Origin of the sequence: Clostridium aciditolerans, from assembly GCF_016316925.1 — a bacterium.
Taxonomy (GTDB): Bacteria; Bacillota; Clostridia; order Clostridiales; family Clostridiaceae; genus Clostridium_AM; species Clostridium_AM aciditolerans.
The window spans coordinates 54740-71283 of sequence record NZ_JAEEGB010000035.1 but is presented as its reverse complement, the minus strand read 5'-3'; the positions used below and the strand labels follow the sequence as shown (position 1 = coordinate 71283).

Here is a 16544-nt window from a genome sequence, read left to right as displayed (position 1 = left end):
TGTCTTAAAACAACAGTTTAAGACACTCTCTTCTCTTTATGAAAGTATATTCGTTAACTATTTATGAACTTTTCCACTTTTCTATCCATTCATTTCATTTTTTGTTTCTATCTTATCTACAATGACATTAATGCTTGCTTTGACAAAATCCACTGCTTGCATCTTACTCTGTCCCTTATGTTTAACTTCCTTATCTCCTTTTCTGGCAATTGCCTTATATGGGTACTCTTTTTCATGATTCTCTGTAACCATTATTTCATATCCTCTATATTGTTCCATAAAACATACCCCCTTCTATGAACTTATTATATCATATTCTTAATAGTTTGAATATTATAAAATATTTATATTCATAAATTTTAACCTCAAAAAATTCTGGAGTTATTTTTATGTAAAAAATAAGCTGATAATATAGCACCAACTTTTTAAACTAAAAAATACATTTCCCATTGTATATCCTTTCATTATTCTCCTAAAGTTCTTAAGTTGAATAAATTACTAAAATTATTTATTAATTATAGGTTATCCTATAATTTAGATTGAAATTTAATATTTTAAACAAAAGAAGGTGATTCACCATGAAGAGACTTGCCAAGCATCCATATATTGTATTTTTAATCACATTATTTTTTATGTGTGTAAATAACAGAACTAATGTATATGGAGATGAACTAAACTTATTTAATAACAGCTTCAAAAATCAAAATGGAACAGAGTACCCTAAAGAGGTTTTTTTAACTTTTGATGACGGTCCTAGTGTAAATAACACAAGAAAAATATTAAAAATATTAAATGATAACAACATAAAAGCTACTTTTTTTGTAGTAGGAGTAAAGTGTGAAGAAAATCCCACCATATTAAAAGAACTAAGTGATAATGGTATGAGTATTGGTGTACATACTTATTCACATAATTATAAAAAAATATATGGAAGCTTAAAATCCTATATGGATGATTATGAAGCATGTAAAAATACAATACAAAAAATAACTAATAAAGAGCCTATACATTATATTAGGTTTCCAGGTGGATCTAATAACCCTATGGCAAGAAAAACAACCTTAGATTCAATAAAAAAAACTTTAAATGATAAGGGAGTAAAATATGTAGATTGGAATGTTTGTTCAGGTGATGCAGATGCTCATGAAGTACCAGTTAATAAAATAAAAAGAAATGTTAAAAATCAATGCCAAAATAAAAAGATTGCAGTAATACTTATGCATGATACGTACTACAAACATTTTACAGTGGAATCACTGCCTGAAATAATAACATATTTAAAAAATGAAGGATTTGTTTTTAGAACTTTTGGTGACTTAAGTGAATCAGAAGAGAAAGAAATGATAAACATTGAAATAATAAACAAAAAACAATAGCACCCTGTGAAGCTGCAAAGGGCGAGATCAAAAATATCGCCCTTTACTCTAAAGTCTACATATATTATCTTCTTTTAATACAACTCCAAGCAAACCAACAAGTGAAACAGCCTGGCCATATGAGATTATTGCACCTTGAACATCTTCTATTCCTGCAGAAATGCCATCAATACTGCAGCTGGTAAAATCTATTCCTTTTAGTTTAGTATTAAAGAATTGACTCTGTATAATATCAGTATCTTTAAATTCAACTTTAGAAAATTTACTTTGGTAAAACTCAGCATAGGGGATCTGACAATTGCTGAAGATCGTCTGTTTGAGATCTGTAAATCTAAATAATGTATATTTTCCACTACACTGATCAAACACAACATTTTTACAGGCTGCTTCTGTGAAATTGCTTCCTGTAAGCTTGCAGTTTATGAACTCTGCTCTATGTATTGAAGAATCACTTAGATTAACATTGGATAGGTCACAGTTTTCAAATCTTACATCTAAGAGTTCTGCCTGTTCAAGTGATATATTTATAAACTTTACATTTCTGAATATTACTTCATTGAAGGAAACTCCTTTAGCATTAATGTTTTCAAAGAAGCTGTCATTCACCAATATAGAGGAAATTGAATCATAATCAGAGATGCCTTTTTCTAATAAATCAAATTCAGGTAGTTTATCGTGAATTTTTGGCTTTAGTATTTTAGAAGCATTTTTATTTTCAACCATTTTGTATTTTATCTCTCCCTTGTAACTTGTTTCTTCTCTAATAAGTAATTATAGCATATATACTGTTTAAGACGACATAAATTACAATTGCATAGCAATTACATAATATGTATTAAATAAAAAGAACCATAAGCAGATTAATGATTAAAAATCCGCTTACAGTTCTTTCATAATAGAGCACGTAATAATCTAAGCTGCACCACCATAGATAACATCTATACTTTACTATTTTTTAACTACTGGTAACCATACTTCAGTTTTATAATTCTCAGATGTTGAATCTCCTTCAGGATATACTTCTATGTCTGGAGCATCAGCATACTCATATCCTGATGTAGGTAGCCACTCGGTAACAATACGTTTTTGCAGTTCTTGAATAGCATTAGGCATAGGTCCTATACATTCAAAAATTGCCCATGTTACAGCAGGTACTTCATATTCGTACATATTCTCTGGTATTGTTTTATCAGTGGAACATGCGATATAATAATCAAAATCTTTTCCATTCATACAAGTGCTAACACCAAGTACACCATAGGGCTCTTTATTAGACAATTGACAAACCCTTTCAAACATACCATTTTGGAAGGTTTCTGCCCAAAATTGCGGCACTCGAACAAAGTTTTCTTCCACATTCAATTCCATATGTTCCTTTGCTCCTACAATTCTATTGTCCTCTCAATTTGTGCCCAAAAATGTATGCCTAAATATAGCTTTTTATATTTATCTTTTTTTAGTTCTCTTGTCCTATTTTAGTTAAATCTTTATATTCATCTAATAGTAAGTTATACAAATCCTTAACACTTATTGAAGTTTCATATATAATATTTCCTAAAGTATATAATTTCCCATCTTTAATTCCGATAATTCTCGTATGACTTTTAGCTGGAAATCTATATCCTTTAGCTTCAAAATCTTTATCATAATCATACGAATTATCCTTAAATGGAACATAGTAAATATAAAAGTTATTAACGTTTCCTATATATTTAATTTTCAGTTTTTCTAATTCATCACTTGAGTAACCATGATGTGACCTAAATTCTTTTATAATTTTTTCATTATCTTTATTTATCTTATACTCAGTAACCGAAAACTTTTTAATTGAATTTTCATTTAAGACTTTACCTTTAACGGATTTGATATTTTGATTTACATTTAAACTGTATATCTCATTAGAAACATATGCTTTTTTAGGAATTAATGTAACTATTTTTTTATCATCACTTACATTCATAAGAGTATTAATTATTTTGCCTTTGCTATCTGTTATACTTACATTTCCATCCAATGTTTTAATATCAACTGCAATATTAAATTTTATATGCCAAGACTTATCAGTTTCTATATTAATTTGTTGTTGAAATTCTTTAGCATAAGTACAAATTGAAAAAGTTAATGTTAACAAAAATGCTAAGACTAATATTTTTAATATTTTACTCATATAGTCACTCCTCTCAAAATTTATTTGATAATATTCTACGATTCAAACGTAATATCTTACAATTGTACAGCAATTATATAATATTTATACTATGTGTCTAATATCAATCAACCTTTTTAAATAAGCCATATTTCTCATTTTCTAAAGATACATTACCTATAAAAATAGTAGCTTCCTTATTTAATAAACAATTACTTTCTATTATATTACCTTCATTAAATATAATCGATAAATCCGGCGCATTACCTTGTCCACTAAAAACTACAGCAGTATATCCCTTTTGCTCTGCATTAGCTGTATCATATACAAAGGTTTTACCACCTTTTACATAAATAAATTTATTTTTTTCAACTGTTAAAGTATTATTAGGATTTTCTTTATCTTTCCATACTCCTGTTATGCTAGCTGTTACATAATTATAGCTAATTGGCTCTTTAAAATTAAAAGTATATACATGTTGTTTAATATTTCTGCCCTTATAATTATATAGATAATCGACTGTAGCTATATTATCCTTAATCCAATTTACTTTATAAGTTCCTGCTGAAAAAGATCTATATAGTTTTTCAGTAGGATATTCGGAACTTTTCTTGGCAAACAAATAAAACCTTCTCTTTAAATCTAAAGTTTTAAGTGAACCATCCTTCTTGTTAACAACTTCCTTTATTATTATTTCATTTTTTAAATCAGGAGACTTAAAGATAAATACCTTATTTTGATTAGAATCTAATAAGCCTTTAGTATTAAATATAAAAATTATAAGTATAACTCCATACTCTATCCATTTTAAGTGCTTGTTTTTACTAGATAGCAAAATAAATAGAACTAAAATCATATAAATTATAATAAAATACATCCAATCATAAATTAAGTAATATCCCTTAAACTTTACTACCTCTATACCTAATGCCAATAATATTAGCATTATAAAAGCGCTAACTACTAATATCTTTATTTTCTTATGATCATTTAACATATATCTCTCATTCCTTTACATTATTCTACTGTAACAATACCATCAAACTTCCACGTTAGCCCATAATCTTCTGTCGTAAACTTGGACATCTTTCCTTTCCCCAATTCTCCGTTGTTCCCTTGCCCAACAAGTATTACACCTTTTTCTCCTTCAAACCTTGGGGATTGTGCTTCTGTAAATTTATCTTCATACTCAGTAGGCAATGGAAGTTTTAATTGAGTCCAATTGCTTCCTTTATCAATTGTGTATCTTATATTAGGATATTTATCATAAGATTTATAGCATATAAATCCTATTTTATCTGTTGAAAAGACTGCTCCATTTACTAAAGTATGAGTTATCTTGCTTGTATCTCCTATTTTGCTCCATGAACGCCCACCGTCCGTTGTTTCATAGACATAAGTCATTTCTGAAGACATTGCTCTATCTCCTGAAGCAACCACATGTCCATCCTTATCTGATGTAAAGTCTATAAACAGTTGTCTACTTCCCTCTGTTTTATTAGTAACTAAGGATTTTCTCCAAGTTATTCCCTTATCTTCTGATATTAAAACAGTAATAGGCAATCTATCACTTCCACCATATACAAAGCTTGTATTTTTAGGAGTAATAATAAAACTTCCATTTTGAAGTTCATCAGTATTTTTTAATGGTTCTCCCCTATCGAAAAGCACCTTTGCATCAATAGGTACATTGATCCAGCTCTCTCCTTTATCATATGTTACTTTTATATTGTGTCCATCTAAGTAATAGCTCCTGTTGATTTTTCCTAAACTCTTTTTATTTTTCTCTGCTTCCATTACAATTTTAGATTTATTATTAGATCCTTTTGATTTTTCTTTATCTATAATTTTATAAGTATAGTTATCTAAAATTTTTATTTTCAATATCCAGCTTGCTTCAAGTTTTCCATTTTTAATTTTCCCCCAACTTTTATGAGTTTTATTATTCTGAGGAATAAGATCAAAGTCTACCTTTACAACCATTTCGTCCTTATTAAATTCAAGTATTTCTTCTTTTTTAACATTGAGCTTTCTGATATTTTCTCTATCCTCATCTGATTTATTTATAAATGGTTTCATATAATCCTGAATTAATTTACCACCTATATTTAATAAATCCCCATCTTTATTTACTATTGAAATTACTTTCCCTTTATTCACTCCGTCCTCAATATTTTGCTCTTTAAAGTATAAGAAAGCTGTTACTGAAAGAATCACTATAGTACATATGCTTAGTCCAGCTGTCCATCTTTTCTTTTTCATATTTTATCCCCCTAAAACTACTTCAATATATACCTTCCTAAAAGCCTCCACACTGATCTTTCTTCTCTAAATAAACGTTAAACAACACTGCTAAATTAATATATCATATACACATCATAACGTATTTTCACTTTTTTATCAAAATATGAATTAATTGTATAAAACTCATGTGAAAAGGCTATGACATTAGTATTTTATAAATGCAAAAGGTACTTTTACTGATAACTATTTCAATATTTGTATATAGCTTATAAATTTTGTTATAATTTAACACGGGGCATTTTTGTTTATTTATTAAATTTCTGCTTTAAATTAGAAAATTGATTCACATAAAGAATATACTTATAGTTTTGCAGTAAGATTAAATACTTTTTCTGTAAATCTTAGATAATAATAAAATCTGGGGGGATAAAACTTGAACGAAAAAATACTTATAGTAGATGATGAAAAGAGCATTTTAAATGTATTAACCTATGCGTTAAAAAAAGAAGGTTACCATATAGAAAGAGCCTATGATGGTCAGGAAGCACTCGATAAAGTAAAAAGCTTTAATCCACATATAGTAATTTTAGATTTAATGCTTCCTGTAATCAACGGTTATGATGTGTGCAAAAAACTTGAAGGAGAAAATATTGGCATTATTATGCTTACAGCTAAAAATGACATTGTGGACAAAATATTAGGGCTGGAATTAGGTGCAGATGATTATTTGACCAAGCCTTTTGACATAAGAGAAGTAATTGCAAGAGTGAAGTCTCTATCGAGAAGATTTAAAAAAACTGTAAATGAAAAAAATGATAACAATATAATTGACATTGCAGAGCTTCATATTAATCAAAAACAAAGAACTGTAAGTCTAAAAAATCTACAGCTTGACTTTACTCCAATGGAATTTGATCTATTGTATCTGCTTCTTTCAAATCCGAATATAGTGTATTCAAGAGATCAGCTTTTAAATACAGTTTGGGGTATGGATTATATTGGAGGTACCCGAACTGTTGATACACACATACAGAGGATAAGGCGAAAATTAGGTGATAACTATCAAAATTTAATACATACCATCCACGGCATAGGTTACAAAGGAGTTGATGAACTTCTTGAAGATAGGAATTAAATTTAAGCTCATTGCCTTTACAGCCTCGCTTTTGTTAACAGTTATATTGTTTTTGAGTATTTTAGTACTTAATGGTATAAAAAGTTATCAAAATAAAGAAGTTGAAGCAGCTTTATTTAAACAAAAGGACATGTTTGAGCAGTATTTTAGTGAACGTTCCAGCTCAAGCAACAATAACTCTACTGACAATAGCATTCAACTTGCAAGAGGAAGTATATTTAATAAACCCTGGCTTAGAAATATACCTGCCAGTGTCTATAATACAAAAGGAGAACTTCTTTCAGGATTTAAAACCGACGGAAAATTGAATGAAAATAAAGATAAAGAATCTATGATACAATACGCTATTGATGGTAAAGTATCTTATGTGAAAGTCAATGATGTAATATATTTTTATTCACCAATTAAATATAAGAATAATATAGTAGCAATTTTAGAGCTTGAATATTCTGTTAAGGAAAATAGCTTGTTTTATAATAATATAAAAAAAATGTTCCTAATTACAGGTTGTTTTGCTCTTGCGCTAGGTATAGTTCTTGGGATTTTTTATTTTTTAACTCTTACTAGAGACATATATAAGATGAAAAATTCAGTGGAAAATATTCAAAAAGGTAATTTCGATAAAATAGAGCAGATTGATCGTAAGGATGAATTAGGAGAATTAAGCAAAGGCTTGATCTTTATGAGCGATACCATAGAAAAGAACATTGAAGAACTAAAAATTGAAAGAGATACTTTAAGTGTTGCTGTCGATAAGTTAGAAAAAATGGATAAACAGCAGAAGGAATTTATAAGCAATGTGACTCATGAATTTAAGACTCCAATTACTACTATAAAGGCCTATGCAGATTTGATTGAAATTTATAATAAAGATTTAGATTTGATTGAAGAAGGAACCTCAAATATATCAGAGGAATGTGATCGCTTAACAGCTATGGTAGACAGCGTTTTGAATTTATCTGCTTTAGAAAAGTATGATTTTGAAATACATAAAAATGAAGTAAATCTAAAAGAAATATTAGATCAAATTTGTAGTAGAATGATGGGTAAAATTAAGAAAAATAACTTAACATTAGAGTGTGATATTGAAGATATTATTACTACTACAGATGAAGAAAACTTGCGACATATTGTCATTAACTTGATCGATAATGCCATAAAATATAATAAACCTAATGGAAGCATACATATTTCCTGTCATAGAAACGAAGATAAAATAATTTTAACAGTGGAAGACACTGGCATAGGCATAGCTGAGGATGCTTTAGATAAAATTTTTGAGCCCTTTTATAGAGTGGAAAGCCATCGAAGCAGAGAAACTGGTGGTGCAGGTTTAGGACTAGCCTTGGTAAAAAAATTGGTAGAAAAACAGAGAGGTACAATAAAAGTAGCTTCTAAGTTAAAGGAAGGTTCTAAGTTTTCTATTGAATTTTCTATATAAAGTTTACAAATTTGTGACATTTATTGATACTTTTGTGAATATTTTTTGCTATTATAACCTCAGGAAGATTAAAGGAGGAAAATTCAATGAGTAGGAAAAAGATCATATCACTAATTTTAACAGTAGGAATTATAGGTAGTATAAGTCAATTTGTAATTACCCATAACACTTCTGCTTCATCTAGAAAAGATATAAAAGTAATGGCATACAAGTCATCTGCTAAAGCCAACGAAAATGGATTTCAAATTGATAAATACGCAAATATTGAAAGTGTAGCATGGCTAAATGACAATGAGGTTTTGACTTTAACTAAAAAGAGTGAATTTAAAAATCCAGATTCTACTATACCTATACGATACTGCAGTATTTATAATTTAAGCACCAAGGCTTCTAAAGACTTTAAAAATGTGGACATAGATGAGTTTTTAGGTGTATCTCCTGATAAAAAATATGTTCTTTATGCAGAGGCGAGAACTATTCCTAAAATTGGTGGTGAAGAATGGAAAAAGGCTCTTGATTCAGGAGATCTGCTTCATAAAAATGTAAAACTATTAAATTTATCTACAGGAGAAATTACAGCCGTAAATACGGAAAAGCTTAATAGTGATGCAGAATTTATATGGGTAGGTAACAATAAAATTTTAGCAAATTATTTTCATAAATGGGCAATTATTGATACTACAGGTAAAGTATACGCTGATGGAAGTTACAAGGCTGGTGAACTGGATTCTGCCTGGATATCCGGTACTGATGATATTAAAGATTTAGGAAATAGTGTAGAAGGAAAGTTTTATTATACTCAAGGTGAAAACGGAAAAGAAGGAGTTAAATTACGCACTGTAGATATTAATACTAAAGAAATAAGCACTATTTTCTCAAATCAGTATTCCTTGCATGCAGATAAAAAAGGTAAAACCATTATAATTGATAACTTTAATAATAACGGTGAAAAATCTTCTGACGGAGTTTATGTAAACAGGACTTTTGGAGCCCTTGTTTTAAATGAATCAGGTAAAACAATTCAAGAGATTAAATTGCCTAAAGGTAGATTTGGCGGCGCAGCATTTAATTTTAACTATATACTATCCCCTGATGGTAGTAAAGCTGTTTATGTTGAAAGTGCTTCTCAAATAGGTTCTAACAAGAATAATAATGACTCTGATTCATCTATTAAAGTTATAGATACTCAAAGTGGAGCTATAAAAGAAATAGTCAAGCTTTCCAGCTTAAAAGATAAGAATGCTCCAGATAACTATGCTATAGTTAAAAAACCAAAACAAGATGGTAGCATTGAAGAAAGAAGGGTAACTGTACCTCCACACTTTTCAAATATACGTTGGGATAGCACAGGTACAGCTCTGTCCTTTACTTATGGAGACTCCGTTTTTGCTAACACCACAAGCACTGCTCCTATAAATACTTATATTGTTAGCTTTGACAATTAAAACTTTAAATTTTTATGTACATGGGAGATACTTTTGTATCTCCTTAAAAATAATAATTATTGTATTAAATAAAAAGAACCATAAGCAGATTAATGATTAAAAATCCACTTACAGTTCTTTCATAATAGAGCACGTAATAATCTAAGTTGCACCACTATATATAACATCTATTACCATACTATGATGTTCCCACCATAATAAAGCAGTTCATTACCTATAATAATGGTTTCTTCGACTATATAGAATATCTACACAACCATATATAACCTCTCGGCTATATATAATCATCTCAACACTCCATATAATCTTAGCTCGACCCTATATCATAAGTTGGAACCTTTATATAGTCTAATATAGACTATATAAAAGCTTTTCCCTACAATATAGAATCTTCCCTCTGACTATATATAAGCTATTATAAAATAACCTACATATAATCTTTGGTCGATTCATATATACCTCTTTCAAAGCATATATGAATCTTCGCTCAACTGTCACATACCCTATGCTATTATAGTAACCTCTTTATGTTTATTATATACTGGTAATTTTTATGATTTATTTTATAAGTCCAAAAGCTTTTAAAATCTTCACTCTCTTTACAGCTATATAACAAACCCAAATTTTTGTAACATTCCTAGCCATTTCACTATCTATTCCCCAGGAAAAATTAGGGCTCCAAAAGCCATCTGTCTTCAAAGTATTAAGCCAAAAGTATAAGTTCTTTTCCACAAAAGGCTCAACTAGTTTATACCATTGTGATTCAGGTGAATCTACTAAATCCAAAGGCTGTGGCACATACTCTGTCCATTTACTCTCATCAGTACAAAGACAGTCTAATATTCTTCTTTCCATAGATTTTATAGCTATATCATCAATTAAAGTAGAGTTTAATTCTTTGAGTACTATAAACAATCTCTGCATACAATAACAATCATGTTCATCACAAAGTTCATTGCTATTTAAAAACTCTATACATCTGGCTGCTATTTCATAACCTAAAGACTTTTGTCCATCAGTTCCATATTTAATAAAAGCTGAAGCAATAACAGCACAAGGATTAGGACTAAACTTAGTGTCAGCTGCATAAGCCCACCAAGGCGAATGCGGAAAGTTCTCCACTTCCTTTGGCACCTTCTCCCAAAAGGACGGTGTTTTTTGAATGGTCTTTTCAAAGTAACTTAGCAAGTTTTTAAACCAAGGCTCTTCACAGTTAAGCTCACAATCATATGCAATAAGAATCGCTTCTGTAGATGCTATACTTGATGATGCTGGTAATAAAATATCCGCTTCTAGTCCATTTCCAAAACCACCATCACTATTTTGATATTTAACTAACTCTGACACTATAGCTTCTTTACTTCTATTATTAAAAAGGTAATTCCACTTTGCTTTTTCAATGTCTCTAGCATTATTAAATATATGCTTCTGTATACTTTCCATTTGAGTTTTTTGTAACTTTTCCATAGCGCACCTCACAAATTTTATTTTGTACTATGAATTTAGTTTACTGTCTTAATCTATTTTGGTATTGTAAAAATGCGACATTCCTTTATTTAACTCTTCAATAGATTTCGATGGAGTGCTGCCATGATATTTTTTAAAATCATTAATCATATGGGCTTGATCTGAATAACCATAATTATAGGTAATATCACTAAAACTTAAGTTTCTTTTGTAGACTAAGTCCTTCCATATATTTTGATATCTAACTAAGCTGCAGCATTTTTTAGGAGTTATACCTATGTATTCTCTAAAGATACGCTCTAATTGACGTGAACTAACACAGGTATACTGGCTAATATTAGAAATTGTTGTTGCGCCTTTGGCTTGCAAAATATGATATACTCCATTTAGTAAGTTGCTGTTGCTAAAAGGCTTGTTATAAAGCTTTCTAAGTAGTAACTTTTCTACATGATACACCCTTTCTTTAATGCTATGGTATTTAATAACTATGTTCTCTATATCCTTTTTCAAATTCTTAAAATAATTATCTACCTCTGAAAATTCATTACAAGCTTTAGGTAAATCCTTATCTGAAAACAAATGGACAGCCCAAAAATTAAAGCGAATGCCGAAAGTAGAAACTATAGAGGATTTTTTCACTTCTGCTGTATAAAAAGGTGAATCGTTTATACTGCAAAACAGGTTGTCTAATTTATTGCTGCAGTAATCTATATCAAAGATAATGTCCATGCAGCAATCTGGAATCACTAAATTTCTGCTCAAATTACTTACAGTCGATTCTTTATTTCTGTAAGGTGCAGGACTACCCCAAAAGCATCTAATATAAGGATTTAAATCATTACAGGGTACAATTTCCATATAGTTATCTGATTTATTTAGTATATTAACAGTTATTGGCTTAAATAAATTTGATAGTTCTTGCACCTTTTGCACCTCCTAATTAAATGGAGTTATGTTCTTTTACAAATGCATTAAAAATATTGTTTTCTACATCAAATCTTCTAATTTTATTTTTATAGGTAAATTTGCAATCCAATTTTGTAAAATTGAATTCATATATGTAAAATCATAAAAATCTTTTAAATTATCATTATTATTTTTTACAGCATTGTAAAACTCTAAATCCCAATATTGGCTTTTTATATCATTTACAAAATTCAAATTTGAATCTCCATGCAAATATTCTGCTAAATTTACAATCCCATGAGCAGTAAGACAAATATATTTTTGTTCTCCATCACTACTAAACTTTTTCTTATTGTTTTTTAGCATTATATTTATATTGGCTTCTAATTCAGCAAAGTCTCCATAAATTATAGCCAACACAGAACTTATTAAAGCCTTATCGAAAACCGATTTTTCATTAAATTTTTTAATATTTTCTGCGGCTATACTCATCTCCTTGTCATCCTTCTTTAAAATGCTATATAAAGAATTACAAAGCAGTATTGAAAATTTATGTCCCTCTTTTGCTGGTCCTGGTATGCTTAAAATATATTTTTCAATAACTTTAAAATCTCTTACAGCAAGTGCATCAATAATATCATAACAATGCAAACAATCAGCATAATCATATTCAAAATCTTTTATATTAGTTTTAATGTAGGCCAATCTTCCCCTTGTATATATACCAGAAATTTGCCTATCGATAGCTCCCAATAACATTCTGTCAAGCATTCCTTGAGCTTTAATATCACTTCCAGCAAAATATAATATATGCATTAACCTAGATTTAAACCTTTCAACGTTTTCTTTTCCATCCTTGAATTCTTCAATTGCTAAATTAAGTGGATTACAATAGCTTTTTTCAATTTTTTCTTCTATAGAAGAAAAATCTTCTCTATACCCCTCCAATATCCACTGATTTAAATTATGAATGTATTCTTGGTCCTTCTTAGCAAACCTCAAAAAATACATTTTACCACCACCTATTAAATAAAGTTATACCCTTCTATAAATACATTAACTTTAACCAATAACTTGTACTACTTTGCCTTCTTGATCCCTTATTTCTGTTTTCTCTATATTAAACTTTACCTTTTTCATTGTATTTAAAGTAAAACTTTTTTCCTTTGGAATTAATTCCGAAGCTATTTCAAGTGCTGTTTCTTTGCTTATCATAAGTTCTAAATCATTTTCATCAACCTTCACCGCTGGCTCTTTAGAATAAGTAATAATTATATTGCTTTCCTTGCCAATAAGAGTTAATGGTCTGTCCTTTAGAATGCGGCCTTTTAAAACTTTTCCTATAGTTTCAGCTTGGTGTGCACCTATAGTGATTTCGTAACTTTTCCCGGTAAATAATCCTTTGTTCTCTTTCCAAGAAAGCTTATCATTAAACAACGTTCCTGTGCTTGATCCGTCTCTCTCAGCACCTTTTTCTATTAATATCTTTATCTCTTCATTATTTAATAAAGAATCCCTGTTCAAATCCGTTATGTATAGAGGCATATATTTAGAAAATACCTTTAAAACTTCAGTGCTATTCCAACACTTTATTGTATCTTCCTCATCTACAGTTATTCCTACTACTTGTAAAAACTCAACTCTTCCATTTTGTGTATCCATAGATGGTAATTCTGGATCTTCAACAAAAGCTATAGCTCCTATTAATGAGTCTGTTCCAGCAGCAATTGGTCCGTTAGCATTTAGATAGTGTCCTGCTTTAAAATAATTTCCTGTTGAAAATACGTATCTTGCAATATTCTGAAGAAAGTTTAACGCCCAGTTTGGTGGTTCAGTATCTGAATCTTGTTTTTTCACTCTAAAAGTAAGTTCAAATCCATACCCGCTGTAATCTGGATCTTCCCATTCTTTCTCATAAAGCTCTGAAAATCCATATGTAACAATATGCCAATGTGGAATAGGCTCCTTCCTTTCATAAGCACTTATTCCTTGTAAAGGGTCATTCCCACCTAAGAAATAAGGTATCATTGTGCCATAATGTTTAGGCTCTTGATCTTTATATATTTTTTTTAACGCATCATCAATTGCTTGCCATCCTATAGCTTGTACTTCATCTTTATCTTCTTTACACATAACAATTCCCCCTTAAATTTATATAAAAATAACTTACCTATTGTTATTTCCTATTTCGTCATAATAATCTTCAGCATCCCATTCATCCTTTGAACACAACATTTCAATATGAATTCATAAGTATCTCTAACATTTTTTCGGTATTATTTACAAATTGCTTCATGACTTGAAAATGCTCAGTATCTTTATACTCTACTTCTTTAAATCCGCCTTTTAATTCATATACTACAGCATCTGGATAAGACATTATAATAGGCGAATGTGTAGCAATTATAAACTGAGATCCCTGCTCCACTAGTTCATGCATTCTTGCAAGCATGGTCATTTGTCTGGATGGTGATAATGCAGCCTCTGGCTCATCTAAAATATACAAGCTATTTCCTTTAAATTTATTTATGAATAATGATATAAAAGATTCTCCATGTGACTGGTCATGCAATGAAACCCCTCCATAGGATCTTGCAACTCCTAACTCATCAATTTTAGTTGCAACATTATAGAAGCTTTCTGCTCTTAGAAAAAAACCATCCTCCGGCATTTTAACACCTTTTATTAATTTTAGATAATTACATAGCTCTGAATGAGTATCCATAGTTGAAAAGTTAAAATTCTTTGTTCCACCTTCAGGATTAAATCCATACGCTATGGCAATTGCTTCAAGTATGGTTGATTTTCCTGTGCCATTCTCTCCTACAATAAATGTTACTTTAGGATGAAAATCTAAAGTGGATAAATTCCGTACTGCTTCCAACGAAAATGGATATGCAGAAAATGAACTTATATTTTCTCTACAAAGCTTTACCGTTCTTAAATATTGATTTAATTTAAATCTTTTCACTTACAAATTAATCCTCCAAGTCACTTTACTTAAAAAAATACTAATGCAATTAATATCCTTTTTCATTAAGTATAAAAGCCATAAATAATTTACTAAACTGGATAATGATTACCTGATTCCAATATTTCCTTAAAAGAATATATGTATTCCATACTATTTCCATCATCCCAGAATATAATCTTATCTTTATACATAACCGATTCTGTTCCATCTTCAAAACCAAACCTGCAATAATTAAATTCAAACTTAAAAGAATAATATGCAAAACCATCTTCTAATTCATTACAATTAACTATTATTTGACTAATAAAATTACCCTCATAACGCATTTTATCTAAATCTTCTTCTGTGTTTACATAGTAATCTTTTTTGTTATTAGCATCGTATATATCCCAATTTTTAAAGCTTTTAACTAAAGACTTTAACATGTTTTCATAAATTGCGTTAAAGTTTTCTGAAATAAACCTAAGGGTATTCTCTACTATTTGTTCTTTTTCCTTATTAAAATCACTTACAATTAAAGTTGGTGTTAATTTTTGATTAATAAATTTACCACTACATTTAATAGGAAATATAATCTCCTCTTCTTGGCTAATTAATGTTGTTAATTTTTCTTTCCATTGTATATCATCTAAATTTATTTCTATATGTTCACTCAGTTTATATAGCTTCTCCTTAATAAAACATCTTTTACTTTTTATTTAATGCAACTCTTTTTTACATAAGCTCATTTTAAATTTAATTTATTCCTTAAACCTCATCAAAAGCATATACAACGCCATTACCATCTTTTATTGTTTCTTTAAGAAATTCTTTTAAAGATTCTATGAATTTTATATCCTTTTCACTAATTTCATCAAAGCTAATTCCATTAGAATTAAGTTCTTTTTCTACCTCTTTACATATATTTAATATATCTGAGTTTTCTAAATCTACTATTACTTTCTTTATATTTTCAACTGACATATATCTTAATCCGAGGTTATCATGATTTGTTAAAGAACCTTCCATCATTTCAATTTCTTCTTTATCCTCTGGATCAATACCCCACATTTCAATAATTTCTTGTGCAATTTGTTCCTTTGTAGGATTTTCTATTCTTAATTGAGTTTCCCAAGGAGTATATGTATAATTAAAATCGCTTACTCCAAATAATAAAGCATGAACTGCTCTTTCTTTTGTATATTCTTTATCATACCAATAATTTTTAATATAATAATCTTCCATAAAAATTGCGCTTATAACATGGTCAGTAATTTTATACTCAATCATATGATCACAATTTACATCACCATTTATAATACTTACTAGTTTATCTTGTCCTTCCATAGAATTTATATATTCTTCTTTAACTTTAACAAGCTTTACTGTTTCTATTATCATAAACCATTCTCCTATCATTTTTTACTTTTT

17 protein-coding genes are annotated in these 16544 nt (G+C 29.2%); 4 read left to right on the top strand and 13 right to left on the bottom strand.

Annotated features, from left to right (window positions below):
* Positions 1–81 precede the first annotated feature (81 nt).
* Entirely contained in the window at positions 82–279 is a 198-nt protein-coding gene (locus I6U51_RS19310; protein WP_211144203.1) for a hypothetical protein, read from the bottom strand.
* A 299-nt stretch (positions 280–578) separates the two neighbouring features.
* Between I6U51_RS19310 and I6U51_RS19305 the strand changes: the two genes are divergently transcribed.
* The gene (locus I6U51_RS19305) at positions 579–1376 is read left to right on the top strand and encodes a polysaccharide deacetylase family protein (protein ID WP_211144202.1); all 798 of its coding nucleotides are present in this window, start codon (positions 579–581) and stop codon (positions 1374–1376) included.
* A gap of 48 nt (positions 1377–1424) precedes the next feature.
* Here the strand turns inward: I6U51_RS19305 and I6U51_RS19300 are convergent, their stop codons facing one another.
* The 5 genes from I6U51_RS19300 to I6U51_RS19280 form a co-directional block, all read right to left on the bottom strand.
* On the bottom strand, positions 1425–2099 hold the full coding sequence (locus I6U51_RS19300; RefSeq protein WP_211144201.1) for a pentapeptide repeat-containing protein: 675 nt from the start codon (positions 2097–2099) through the stop codon (positions 1425–1427).
* 225 nt (positions 2100–2324) lie between these two features.
* Entirely contained in the window at positions 2325–2744 is a 420-nt protein-coding gene (locus tag I6U51_RS19295; RefSeq protein ID WP_211144200.1) for a GyrI-like domain-containing protein, read from the bottom strand.
* 88 nt (positions 2745–2832) lie between these two features.
* On the bottom strand, positions 2833–3543 hold the full coding sequence (locus I6U51_RS19290; protein WP_211144199.1) for an Ig-like domain-containing domain: 711 nt from the start codon (positions 3541–3543) through the stop codon (positions 2833–2835).
* Between the two features lie 103 nt (positions 3544–3646).
* A complete protein-coding gene (locus I6U51_RS19285) occupies positions 3647–4519 on the bottom strand; it encodes a hypothetical protein (protein ID WP_211144198.1) in 873 nt (290 codons plus the stop codon).
* A 20-nt stretch (positions 4520–4539) separates the two neighbouring features.
* Positions 4540–5784, bottom strand: coding sequence for a WD40/YVTN/BNR-like repeat-containing protein (locus tag I6U51_RS19280; RefSeq protein ID WP_211144197.1), 1245 nt, complete (start codon positions 5782–5784; stop codon positions 4540–4542).
* Positions 5785–6199: 415 nt separating this feature from the next.
* Between I6U51_RS19280 and I6U51_RS19275 the strand changes: the two genes are divergently transcribed.
* From I6U51_RS19275 to I6U51_RS19265, 3 genes are all read left to right on the top strand, one after another.
* A complete protein-coding gene (locus I6U51_RS19275) occupies positions 6200–6901 on the top strand; it encodes a response regulator transcription factor (RefSeq protein ID WP_211144196.1) in 702 nt (233 codons plus the stop codon).
* Positions 6876–8342, top strand: a complete 1467-nt coding sequence (locus I6U51_RS19270; protein ID WP_425489781.1) for a sensor histidine kinase — start codon at positions 6876–6878, stop codon at positions 8340–8342. Before I6U51_RS19275 ends, I6U51_RS19270 begins: the two co-directional genes overlap by 26 nt.
* Before the next feature lie 86 nt (positions 8343–8428).
* Positions 8429–9787, top strand: a complete 1359-nt coding sequence (locus I6U51_RS19265; protein WP_211144194.1) for a hypothetical protein — start codon at positions 8429–8431, stop codon at positions 9785–9787.
* 558 nt (positions 9788–10345) lie between these two features.
* Here I6U51_RS19265 and I6U51_RS19260 read toward each other — a convergent pair.
* The 7 genes from I6U51_RS19260 to I6U51_RS19230 form a co-directional block, all read right to left on the bottom strand.
* Positions 10346–11254 (bottom strand): hypothetical protein, encoded by a 909-nt coding sequence (locus I6U51_RS19260; protein ID WP_211144193.1) that lies wholly within the window; start codon positions 11252–11254, stop codon positions 10346–10348.
* A gap of 48 nt (positions 11255–11302) precedes the next feature.
* Positions 11303–12178, bottom strand: a complete 876-nt coding sequence (locus tag I6U51_RS19255; protein WP_211144192.1) for a helix-turn-helix domain-containing protein — start codon at positions 12176–12178, stop codon at positions 11303–11305.
* A gap of 63 nt (positions 12179–12241) precedes the next feature.
* Positions 12242–13171 (bottom strand): hypothetical protein, encoded by a 930-nt coding sequence (locus tag I6U51_RS19250; RefSeq protein ID WP_211144191.1) that lies wholly within the window; start codon positions 13169–13171, stop codon positions 12242–12244.
* A 51-nt stretch (positions 13172–13222) separates the two neighbouring features.
* The gene (locus tag I6U51_RS19245; protein ID WP_211144190.1) at positions 13223–14293 is read right to left on the bottom strand and encodes a suppressor of fused domain protein; all 1071 of its coding nucleotides are present in this window, start codon (positions 14291–14293) and stop codon (positions 13223–13225) included.
* 103 nt (positions 14294–14396) lie between these two features.
* A complete protein-coding gene (locus tag I6U51_RS19240) occupies positions 14397–15131 on the bottom strand; it encodes an AAA family ATPase (RefSeq protein ID WP_211144189.1) in 735 nt (244 codons plus the stop codon).
* 92 nt (positions 15132–15223) lie between these two features.
* Entirely contained in the window at positions 15224–15559 is a 336-nt protein-coding gene (locus I6U51_RS19235; protein ID WP_211144188.1) for a hypothetical protein, read from the bottom strand.
* Positions 15560–15881: 322 nt separating this feature from the next.
* Positions 15882–16514, bottom strand: coding sequence for a hypothetical protein (locus I6U51_RS19230; RefSeq protein ID WP_211144187.1), 633 nt, complete (start codon positions 16512–16514; stop codon positions 15882–15884).
* Positions 16515–16544: the final 30 nt, after the last annotated feature.

Coding starts and splice junctions, on each gene's coding strand:
- I6U51_RS19310 (WP_211144203.1), bottom strand. CDS start 279: ATGGAACAATATAGAGGATATGAAATAATGGTTACAGAGAATCATGAA.
- I6U51_RS19305 (WP_211144202.1), top strand. CDS start 579: ATGAAGAGACTTGCCAAGCATCCATATATTGTATTTTTAATCACATTA.
- I6U51_RS19300 (WP_211144201.1), bottom strand. CDS start 2,099: ATGGTTGAAAATAAAAATGCTTCTAAAATACTAAAGCCAAAAATTCAC.
- I6U51_RS19295 (WP_211144200.1), bottom strand. CDS start 2,744: ATGGAATTGAATGTGGAAGAAAACTTTGTTCGAGTGCCGCAATTTTGG.
- I6U51_RS19290 (WP_211144199.1), bottom strand. CDS start 3,543: ATGAGTAAAATATTAAAAATATTAGTCTTAGCATTTTTGTTAACATTA.
- I6U51_RS19285 (WP_211144198.1), bottom strand. CDS start 4,519: ATGTTAAATGATCATAAGAAAATAAAGATATTAGTAGTTAGCGCTTTT.
- I6U51_RS19280 (WP_211144197.1), bottom strand. CDS start 5,784: ATGAAAAAGAAAAGATGGACAGCTGGACTAAGCATATGTACTATAGTG.
- I6U51_RS19270 (WP_425489781.1), top strand. CDS start 6,876: ATGAACTTCTTGAAGATAGGAATTAAATTTAAGCTCATTGCCTTTACA.
- I6U51_RS19265 (WP_211144194.1), top strand. CDS start 8,429: ATGAGTAGGAAAAAGATCATATCACTAATTTTAACAGTAGGAATTATA.
- I6U51_RS19260 (WP_211144193.1), bottom strand. CDS start 11,254: ATGGAAAAGTTACAAAAAACTCAAATGGAAAGTATACAGAAGCATATA.
- I6U51_RS19250 (WP_211144191.1), bottom strand. CDS start 13,171: ATGTATTTTTTGAGGTTTGCTAAGAAGGACCAAGAATACATTCATAAT.
- I6U51_RS19245 (WP_211144190.1), bottom strand. CDS start 14,293: ATGTGTAAAGAAGATAAAGATGAAGTACAAGCTATAGGATGGCAAGCA.
- I6U51_RS19235 (WP_211144188.1), bottom strand. CDS start 15,559: ATGTTAAAGTCTTTAGTTAAAAGCTTTAAAAATTGGGATATATACGAT.
- I6U51_RS19230 (WP_211144187.1), bottom strand. CDS start 16,514: ATGATAATAGAAACAGTAAAGCTTGTTAAAGTTAAAGAAGAATATATA.